Raw genomic sequence first — 7,626 nt, 5'->3', positions numbered from 1 at the left:
GTGCCGCGGACGGCGTGCCGGAGCCTGGATTTCCACCGCGCGGCCGAGGTGATCGACGTGGGCCGTGTGCTGGCCGCGCAGGCGCTCGACGCTCGCGACGACGCCGAGCCCGCGTTACCCGAGTAGGAACGCCGCGACCTCGGCGGCCACGCGGCGGCCCTGGGCCCGCCCGGCCTGCGCCGAGGGCACGCGGCAGGCAGGATCCAGCGGGTTCTTGCCGAATGCGGCCAGGGCGTCGTCGTCGGCGAAGATCCCGAGTGAGCGTCCGGCGAAGCCGCCGACCTCTTCGGCCGCACCGGTCCCGAACGGCGAGGGTGTCGAGCGTCCTTGGGGCACGAGCGCCACCGCGGTGTCGCAGTCGGCGGCCAGCACCATGTTGACCGCACTGCCGATGCCGCCGTCCATGAAGCGACGGCCACCGATCGTCACGACCGGCCACACCCCGGGCACCGCGCAGCTCGCGGCGACGGCGTCGACCAGCGACACCCCGGAATCCCGGTCCAGCGTCACCAGCTCACCGGTGTCGATGTCAATGGCGGAGATCCGTAGCACCCGGTCGGGCCACTCGTGTGCGGGCAGGCGCGCTTCGATGACCTTGCGGCGCACCGCCGGCTCCACCGTGGCGGTGTTGGCTGCCACGGCCCCGATGCCTTGGAGTTTCTGGGCCTTGGTGGTGTTGGGGGTCAGCATCGCCTTGACGAACAGGTCGGTGACGTTGTCGATGCTCACGCCGGGGTCGAGTTCGGCGGATTCGGCACCGATCTGACGCTCGAACAGTTCGCTCAGGCTCAGCCCGCTGCTGAGCTGCGCCGAGACCGTCGACCCCGCCGACGTGCCCACCAGCACGTCGGAGGAGAGCAGGGCGTGGGCCGTTTCGGGCGACTCGTCGGCGATACCGTGCAGGATCCCGGTTTCCCAGGCGATTCCCGCGATACCACCGCCGGCGAGCACCAGAGCACGTTTGGAGGTCACGGACGTCGAGTGTGCCAGGGCCCCGGTTCACGGGTGCTGCGACGCCGCGGCCGTGGCCGACAGGTCCTCGATGCGCAGCAGGTGTCGCGGCGGATCCGGCAGCACCACCCGCCGGTCGATCCGCAGACCGGCGTCGACGTGCACCAGCTCGCCGGGGGCGATGGGCTGCCAGCCCTCGTCGTCCATCGCCTCGGTGGCGAAGACCACCGACGCTTGGGACGTCAGGTGCTCGGACTCGGCCCGGATGCGCGGGGTGCGCAGCGCCAGCCGTTCGTCGGGATCTCTGCGGTCGAGCAGGTGGAGCTCGTGAGTGTCCGGATAGCGCAACGCCCACATGTCGGTGGCGGTACTGAGCAGCAGGTTGACGGCATAGATCGGCACGGTGTCGGCCAGCCACGCGATGGCGTCGACGATGCCCGCACCCACGTCGCCGTCACGCGCCCGGACGGCGGCGGTGATGAGCGCGAACACCCGCTCTGAGTCGGTCTGGCCTTGGACGAGGGCCGCCACGCCCAGTTCGCGCAACCGCTCGTCGAGCACATCGAGGCCTTCGACCACGCCGTTGTGCGCGAAGATCCGGCCGTTCTGCAGGAACGGGTGGGTGTTCACCGCGTCAAGCGCGCCGGTCGAGGCATACCGAACGTGCGCGATGAACGTCGTCGCGGTGACATCGTGTGCCTCCGTGGCGAATTCGCAGTCCTGCCAGGCCGCCACGGGTTCCTTGTGCACCACTGGCCTGCCGTCGGGGCCGAACACGCCGAGGCCGGTCCCGTCGGGGTTCTTCCGACTCTGCTGGGCAAGGTTGTCCGGGGCGTCGAGCAACCAGAAGGTCGCCGAAACCAACCGATCACCTGCATGCAGACCAAACAATCGGCACATGCCCTCAGCCCACCCGGTGAAGTGCCATGATTTCCGATAGTAGCCGGGTAAACGAAGGGAACGCCATGACTTCTGATCTTGGGCCCACGATGCGGGCCGAGCGTTTCTACGCCGACACCAAACAGGTTGTGGTGGAAGATGTTCCGATTCCCGAACCAGGCCCCGGCGAGGTACTGGTCAAGGTGGCGTTCTGCGGGATCTGCCATTCCGATCTGAGCCTGATCAACGGGACGTTCCCGGCGCAGGCCCCAGTGGTGACACAGGGGCATGAGGCGTCGGGCACCATCGCCAAGCTCGGCCCCGACGTCACCGGATGGGCCGAAGGCGACCGGGTGATCGTCGCGGCGGGCCGGCCCTGCATGGAATGCCCCAACTGCCGTCGCGGCGACATCGCCAACTGTTTGCGAATCCAGTTGATGGCCTTCGCCTATGACGGTGCTTGGGCCGAGTACACGCTGGCTCAGGCGGTCGGGCTGACCCGTGTGCCCGACAATGTGCCGCTGGAGCAGGCCGCGATCCTCGCCGACGCGGTGTCGACGCCGTACGGCGCGGTGGTGCGTACCGGCAAGGTCGGCATCGGTGAATCGGTCGGGGTGTGGGGTCTGGGCGGGGTCGGTACGCACATCGTGCAGCTGGCCCGGTTGGTCGGTGCGGTGCCGGTGGTGGCCGTCGACATCAAACCCGAGGTGCTCGATCGTGCACTGGAGTTGGGGGCCGATTACGCCTTCCTCGCCGACGACGAGCATCTGGGCGAGAAGATCGCCGAGGTCACCGGAGGCCGCGGGCTCGATGTGGCGTTCGATGCGGTCGGCTTGAAGTCGACGTTCGAACAGGCGCTGGATCATCTGACGGTCGGCGGTCGGCTGGTGGCGGTCGGGATGAGCGCGCAAGAGCCGACGATCGGTCCGACCTCGATGTTCGGGCTCACCCAGAAGCAGGTGCTCGGCCATCTGGGCTACCAGAACGTCGACATCTCCACGCTGGCGACGCTCGTGTCCCTGGGCCGGCTGGATCTGTCCCGTTCGATCACCGAGATCGTGTCGTTGGAAGACGTCGCGATCGGTATCGACAAACTGGAACGCCAAGAGGGCAATCCGATTCGAATCCTGGTGCGGCCCTGACGGTTACCGCAGACTCGGCGCGGCCTTCCCACTGATCAGCGGCAGGTCCGGGTAGGTCACCACACCCGGAGGCGCCGCGCACACCGCAGGCACGGAGTTGACGCAGTGCGCGGCCGTCGCGACGACCCCGGCCTCCGGGCCCTCTTCGCCGGCCTCGGACTGGAAGCCCTTGATGATCACCGTGAAGTCCGGGTTGCCGCGGACCTCCATCTCGTAGCGTTGGCCGGCGGGGCCGAAAGTCCATGCCGGGTCGAGGTTTTCCTCGCCCATCAGCCAGTTCACGCTGACCCGCACGACGGGCTCGCCGTCGACGAGCGCCTCCCAGTGGAATTTGCGTCCGGCCACCTGACCGGGTTCGATCACCCCGATCGGCGAGTCGATGGGCGCGGTGGCCACTGCGATCTCCTGGGTGGCCCGGATCCGCGGGTCGATCGCGAACCCGATGTGGTCGACGACCATCTTGACTGCCTGGATGAAGCCGCCGTCGAGCATCTTCTGCATGGGCCCGCTCAGCGCGGTGTCGGGCGTGCCGCCGAAACCCATGACATGGCGCACCACGTCGGGTGCGTCATAGGTGCGCAGATCGGAAAACTCTTCGGCCCGGACGAAGTTCACCCCGGTGGCCATCGCCGAGAACACCAGCGGAAACTTCTCGCTGATCCCGCCCGGTGCGATGCCGGTGCCGTGCAGTGTGGCGTTGCCTTCCAGGGCGGCTTCCCGCATCGGCGCGGCCTGCTTCTCACTGGGGTACAGCCAGCCGACGGGCGTGACCACGTTCTTGCCCGAGCGCAGCAGCGCCGCCACCTCGTCCGGATTGGGGATCAGCGGCGCGTAGATGACCGCGTCGGCGTCCAGCGCGAGGATGTCGTCGACGCTGGAGGTGGCGGAGACGCCGAGCGGCTCGGTGCCGATGATCTCGCCGACGTCCTTGCCGTTCTTGGCCTCGGAATGCACCCAGCAGCCGACCAGCTCCAGGTCAGGATGTTCGAGCACGCCCTTGATCGCGGCGACGCCGACGCCACCGGTAGCCCACTGCACGACTTTGAGCACGGCACCCCTTTCCCGAGACCCATCCAGAACTAGAACGTGTTCCAACTATCTCTACACGACAGAAACGGTGAACTGTATGTTTCTCGACATGGCTAACAAAGTTTTCGTCGTCGGGGTCGGTATGACGAAGTTCGAGAAGCCCGGCCGTAGAGAGGGCTGGGATTACCCGGACATGGCCCGGGAGTCCGGCACCAAGGCGCTCGAAGATGCTGGCATCTCCTATGACCAGGTGCAGCAGGGCTACGTCGGATACTGCTCGGGGGATTCCACCTCGGGTCAGCGCGCGCTGTACGAGCTGGGCATGACGGGCATCCCGATCGTCAACGTCAACAACAACTGTTCCACCGGATCGACCGCGCTTTACCTTGCCGCGCAGGCGATTCGGGGCGGTCTGGCCGACTGCACGATCGCGCTGGGTTTCGAGAAGATGCAGCCCGGCTCCCTCGGGGGCGGGGCGCAGGACCGCGAGTCCCCGCTCGGAAAGCACGTCAAGGCACTGGCCGAGATCGATGAGTTCGCCTTCCCGGTCGCGCCGTGGATGTTCGGCGCGGCCGGCCGCGAACACATGAAGAAGTACGGCACCACCGCCGAGCACTTTGCCAAGATCGGCTACAAGAACCACAAGCATTCGGTGAACAACCCGTACGCGCAGTTCCAGGACGAGTACACGCTCGACGACATCCTGGCCGCCAAGATGATCTCCGATCCGCTGACCAAGCTGCAGTGCTCCCCCACCTCCGATGGCTCGGGTGCGGCGATCGTGGCCAGCGAGGCGTTCGTCGACAAGCACGGTTTGGCGTCTCAGGCCGTCGAGATCGTCGGGCAGTCGATGACCACCGACTTCGCCTCCACCTTCGACGGCAGTGCCGCCAACATCATCGGCTATGACATGAATGTCCAAGCCGCCCAGCAGGTTTACGCCCAGGCCGGACTCGGCCCCGAAGACTTCCAGGTCATCGAGCTGCACGACTGCTTCTCCGCCAACGAACTGCTGCTGTACGAAGCGCTGGGCCTGTGTGGTGAGGGTGAGGCGCCGCGGCTGATCGACGACAACGACACCACCTACGGCGGTCGTTGGGTGGTCAACCCGTCGGGCGGGCTGATCTCCAAAGGCCACCCGCTGGGTGCGACGGGCCTGGCGCAGTGCGCCGAGTTGACCTGGCAGCTGCGTGGCACCGCCGACAAGCGCCAAGTCGAGGGCGTCAACGCCGCGCTGCAGCACAACATCGGCCTTGGCGGCGCGGCCGTCGTGACGGCCTACCAGCGCGCCGAGCGGTAACATTTCCTCCGCGAGCAGACGCAAACCCGTAGCTTTTCGGCCGAAAAGCTACGGGTTTGCGTCTGCTCGCCGAGGAAACTAGAGCGTGACGATCTCGTAGGCACCGTCGGCGTGGCGGGCCCGGATCACCTTCTTGTCGTATTTGCCCACGCTGGTGCGCGGCACCTGGTCGACGAAGGTCCACCGCTCGGGCAACCACCAGCGAACCACCCTGTCCGCCAAGAACTCCCGCAGTTCGGCCGGCGTGACGGCGGCCCCTTCCTGCAGCACCACGACCGCCAGTGGGCGTTCCTGCCATCGCTCGTCGGGCACTCCGACCACGGCGGCCTCCAGCACCGCGGGATGCCCGATCAGATGGTTCTCCAACTCGACGGAGGAGATCCACTCTCCCCCGGACTTGATGACGTCCTTGGCCCGATCGGTCAACGTCACATAGCCGTGCGGATCGATCGACCCGACATCCCCGGTGCGCAGCCAGCCGCTGTCGAACTTCTCGGCATCACGGCCCAGGTAGTAGCCGCCGGTGATCCACGGCCCGCGGACCTCCAGTTCGCCGACGGCCTTGTCGTCGTTGGGCAGCGGTGCGCCCGCGTCGTCGACGATGCGCACCTCGACACCGCACATCGGCCGGCCCTGGCTGACCCGCATGTCCCAATGCCGGTCCTCCGACACTCCGGGCAGCGGTTTGGCCACCGTCGCCAGCGGTGAGGTTTCGGTCATCCCCCAGGCCTGCTGGATGTAGACGCCGTGGCGGTCCTGGAAGGTCTGCATCAGTGAGAGCGGCACTGCGGACCCGCCGCAGGCGACCAGACGCAGCGACGAAACGTCGTGTCCCGGATTCTTTTCCAGGCAGTGCATGACGTCGTTCCAGATGGTCGGCACGGCACCGGCCAGCGTGGGCCGTTGTGATTCGATCAACTCGATCAGCGCGGGCCCGGTCATGAACCGGTCGGGCATCACGAGGTTGGCACCGGCCATCAGGGCGGCATACGGCAGGCCCCACGCGTTGGCGTGGAACATCGGCACGATGGGCAGCACGGTGTCACTGCAACTGACGTCGAGCGCGTTGCCGGTACACGTACTCAGGGCATGCAAATAGCTCGACCGGTGGCTGTACACCACACCCTTCGGGTTTCCGGTCGTCCCGCTCGTGTAACACATTGCCGCTGCGGAGTTTTCGTCGATCTCGGGCCACTCGAACTCGGCGGGCTGCGCCGCCAGCAGTTCGTCCCAGCGCAGCACCGTCACGCCGGTCAACGCCGCCACGTCGCCGTCGCCCACCACGATCACGGTGTGCACGGTCTCCAGCAGTGGCAGGACCGGGGCCAGCAGGCCGACCAGCGATGCGTCGGCGATGACGACGCGGTCGGCCGCCTCGTTGGCGATGTAGGCGATCTGTTCCGGGGACAACCGGATGTTCAGCGTGTGCAGCACCGCGCCCATCGCCGGCACGGCCAGGTAGGCAGCCAGGTGCTCGGTGTTGTTCCACATGAAGGTGCCGACGCGATCGTCACCGTCGACCCCCAGACCGCGCAGCGCGTTGGCCAACCGCGCCGCCTGCTCCCCCAGTTCTCGATAACTGATGGTGCGGTAACGACCCTCGCCGACGGCGGTGGTCACGGTCCGATCGCCGTTGACTCCGCAGGCATGCCGCAGGATTGCGGTGATCGTCAACGGCCAGTTCTGCATGGTGCTGTCCACGGGCGCGATGGTATGCGTTCGCCACGGCGCGCCGGCGGGAACGATTCGAATTCCCCTGACGATGTAGGTAGAGGAGAATGAACCGGTAACGACAGAAGGGTGTGACCGATGCGCATGAAAGGGTCCCTGGCGGCCGTCGCCATGGCGGTGTTCGGGATGCTCAGTGTGTCGTCGGCGGTGGCCACGGCCGAGGAGACGGCCCAGGAGACGATCAGCCGCCTGCAGTCCGAGGGTTACACCGTCAACATCGACAAGATCGGCACCGCACCGCTGGATCAGTGCACGGTCACCAGCGTGCGTAATCCGCAGCGCGTCGGGCAGTTGCTGCCCTACGTCGGGCCGGGCCTCGGTGGTGATCGCATCCTCGTGCCCGCGGTCACCAGCCAGACGGTGTCGGTCTCGTTGAACTGCCAGCGCTGAGGATCATCCCGAGCAATCCAGTGACACTGTGATGGTGCGTCGCACCACCACGGGTATGAGGTCGAATTCCTTGCCGTTCTTGCCGAACCGTTCGACCCGGATGAACCTGGTCTGATCCTGGGGGTTGCGCACGCTGGTGACCGTGCACTGATCCAGGGGCGCATTGCCGATGCGATCGACGTTGACGTGAAATCCCTCGGCTTC

Annotated in this window: 8 protein-coding genes; 3 read left to right on the top strand and 5 right to left on the bottom strand. The window is 66.9% G+C overall.

What is annotated here, in order from left to right; genetic code table 11:
- Positions 1-114 precede the first annotated feature (114 nt).
- Entirely contained in the window at positions 115-972 is an 858-nt protein-coding gene (locus tag A5699_RS18050; protein ID WP_067771670.1) for a patatin-like phospholipase family protein, read from the bottom strand.
- Between the two features lie 27 nt (positions 973-999).
- A complete protein-coding gene (locus A5699_RS18045) occupies positions 1,000-1,851 on the bottom strand; it encodes a class II glutamine amidotransferase (protein WP_067771667.1) in 852 nt (283 codons plus the stop codon).
- A 65-nt stretch (positions 1,852-1,916) separates the two neighbouring features.
- Here A5699_RS18045 and A5699_RS18040 point away from each other — a divergent pair, with 65 nt between their 5' ends.
- Positions 1,917-2,972, top strand: coding sequence for a zinc-binding dehydrogenase (locus tag A5699_RS18040; protein ID WP_067771664.1), 1,056 nt, complete (start codon positions 1,917-1,919; stop codon positions 2,970-2,972).
- A gap of 3 nt (positions 2,973-2,975) precedes the next feature.
- On the opposite strand, the gene A5699_RS18035 is transcribed toward A5699_RS18040, so the two are convergent.
- A complete protein-coding gene (locus tag A5699_RS18035) occupies positions 2,976-4,022 on the bottom strand; it encodes a dihydrodipicolinate reductase (protein WP_067771661.1) in 1,047 nt (348 codons plus the stop codon).
- Between the two features lie 88 nt (positions 4,023-4,110).
- Here A5699_RS18035 and A5699_RS18030 point away from each other — a divergent pair, with 88 nt between their 5' ends.
- Positions 4,111-5,301 carry a lipid-transfer protein gene (locus tag A5699_RS18030; RefSeq protein WP_067771673.1) on the top strand — a complete coding sequence of 397 codons (1,191 nt, stop codon included), beginning with the start codon at positions 4,111-4,113 and terminating at the stop codon, positions 5,299-5,301.
- Between the two features lie 78 nt (positions 5,302-5,379).
- Here A5699_RS18030 and A5699_RS18025 read toward each other — a convergent pair whose 3' ends face one another.
- Positions 5,380-7,002: a fatty acid--CoA ligase gene (locus A5699_RS18025; RefSeq protein ID WP_067771658.1), complete on the bottom strand. Its 1,623-nt coding sequence runs from the start codon at positions 7,000-7,002 to the stop codon at positions 5,380-5,382.
- A 108-nt stretch (positions 7,003-7,110) separates the two neighbouring features.
- On the opposite strand from A5699_RS18025, the gene A5699_RS18020 reads away from it, so the two are divergent.
- Positions 7,111-7,422 carry a hypothetical protein gene (locus tag A5699_RS18020; RefSeq protein WP_067771655.1) on the top strand — a complete coding sequence of 104 codons (312 nt, stop codon included), beginning with the start codon at positions 7,111-7,113 and terminating at the stop codon, positions 7,420-7,422.
- 3 nt (positions 7,423-7,425) lie between these two features.
- Here the strand turns inward: A5699_RS18020 and A5699_RS29655 are convergent.
- On the bottom strand, positions 7,426-7,626 hold a 201-nt coding region (locus tag A5699_RS29655), incomplete at its 5' end, for a hypothetical protein (protein WP_067771651.1).

It is taken from the genome of Mycobacterium sp. E802 (genome assembly GCF_001666875.1).
Classification (GTDB): Bacteria; Actinomycetota; Actinomycetes; order Mycobacteriales; family Mycobacteriaceae; genus Mycobacterium.
The sequence above is the reverse complement of the archived record's forward strand: the minus strand, read 5'-3'. Positions and strand labels throughout refer to the sequence as shown.

What these genes read in the sequence shown, in the direction of transcription:
- A5699_RS18045 (WP_067771667.1), bottom strand. Translation starts at nt 1,851, where the DNA reads ATGTGCCGATTGTTTGGTCTGCATGCAGGTGATCGGTTGGTTTCGGCG.
- A5699_RS18040 (WP_067771664.1), top strand. Translation starts at nt 1,917, where the DNA reads ATGACTTCTGATCTTGGGCCCACGATGCGGGCCGAGCGTTTCTACGCC.
- A5699_RS18030 (WP_067771673.1), top strand. Translation starts at nt 4,111, where the DNA reads ATGGCTAACAAAGTTTTCGTCGTCGGGGTCGGTATGACGAAGTTCGAG.
- A5699_RS18020 (WP_067771655.1), top strand. Translation starts at nt 7,111, where the DNA reads ATGCGCATGAAAGGGTCCCTGGCGGCCGTCGCCATGGCGGTGTTCGGG.